This window comes from Herbaspirillum sp. UBA812 (assembly GCF_002296545.1).
Lineage (GTDB): Bacteria > Pseudomonadota > Gammaproteobacteria > Burkholderiales > Burkholderiaceae_D > Herbaspirillum > Herbaspirillum huttiense.
In genome coordinates this window covers 1-948 of the sequence record NZ_DBIC01000262.1, presented here as the reverse complement: position 1 = coordinate 948, position 948 = coordinate 1, and the positions used below count along the sequence as shown (strand labels likewise).

1 protein-coding gene is annotated in these 948 nt (G+C 64.7%); it reads left to right on the top strand.

The features are described 5' to 3' along the window. Positions 1-140 precede the first annotated feature (140 nt). Positions 141-948 (top strand): phospholipase D-like domain-containing protein (locus B3873_RS17570; RefSeq protein WP_286867638.1); only part of this gene is annotated, 808 nt, incomplete at its 3' end.

Here is a 948-nt window from a genome sequence, read left to right as displayed (position 1 = left end):
GCGCATCAACGATCACCTGAAGGTCCTGATGCTGCGCGCCTGCGTCGGCCGCCTGAACCCGCAGCCGCAACACAGCCCGCAGCCGCAGGGCAAGCTGCACATCGCCTGAGCGCCACACTGACTTCTCCCTTGCCGACATCATGACCCTCGCGCCACGCCGTCTTCTGCTTCGTCTCGCTGCCGCCTTCGGGCTGGTTCTTTCGCTGGCCACACCGGTCCGGGCCGAATTCGCCATACCCGGCTTCGAACTGGTCCACACCGTGCCGCGCGAAACCACGCTGGCCACGCCGGATCTGCGCGATGCGGCCGTGGTGTGGAAGGAAATGTTCGACAGTGCACAGCGCGAGATCGTGTTCGGCCAGTTCTACGTGGCCGGGCAGGATGGCGAGGCGCTTGATGACATCATGGCGCACCTGGAGGCGGCCGGACGGCGCGGCGTGAAGATCCGCTTCCTGATGGAAAAGAAGGGCGAGTTCGCGTCGGTCCCGGCCACCATCGAGAAGCTCAAGCGCATCCCGAACCTGGAATTCCGCCAGATCGATTATTCCCGCATGACCGGCAACGGCATCATCCACGCCAAGTATTTCGTGGTCGATGGCCGCAGCGCCTATGTGGGCAGCCAGAACTTCGACTGGCGCTCGTTCTCGCACATCCACGAAACCGGATTGAAGATCACCGACCCGGCCGTGGCAGCGCAGGTGCAGGCCATCTTCGAGATCGACTGGGCGGCGCAGGCGGCCATCGCCGCCGGGCAAACCCCGGTCATGACCAACCGCAGCGTGGTCCCGGCCGATGTGGCGCGCGGCAATTACCTCGTGGCCAGCCCGAATGCCTACAACCCGCCCGGCGTGGGCGATTCGCAAAGCGAACTGGTACGCCTGATCGGAGAAGCGCAACAGGAAGTGCGGGTGCAATTGCTGGACTATGCGCCGCTCTCCTATGGTCCCA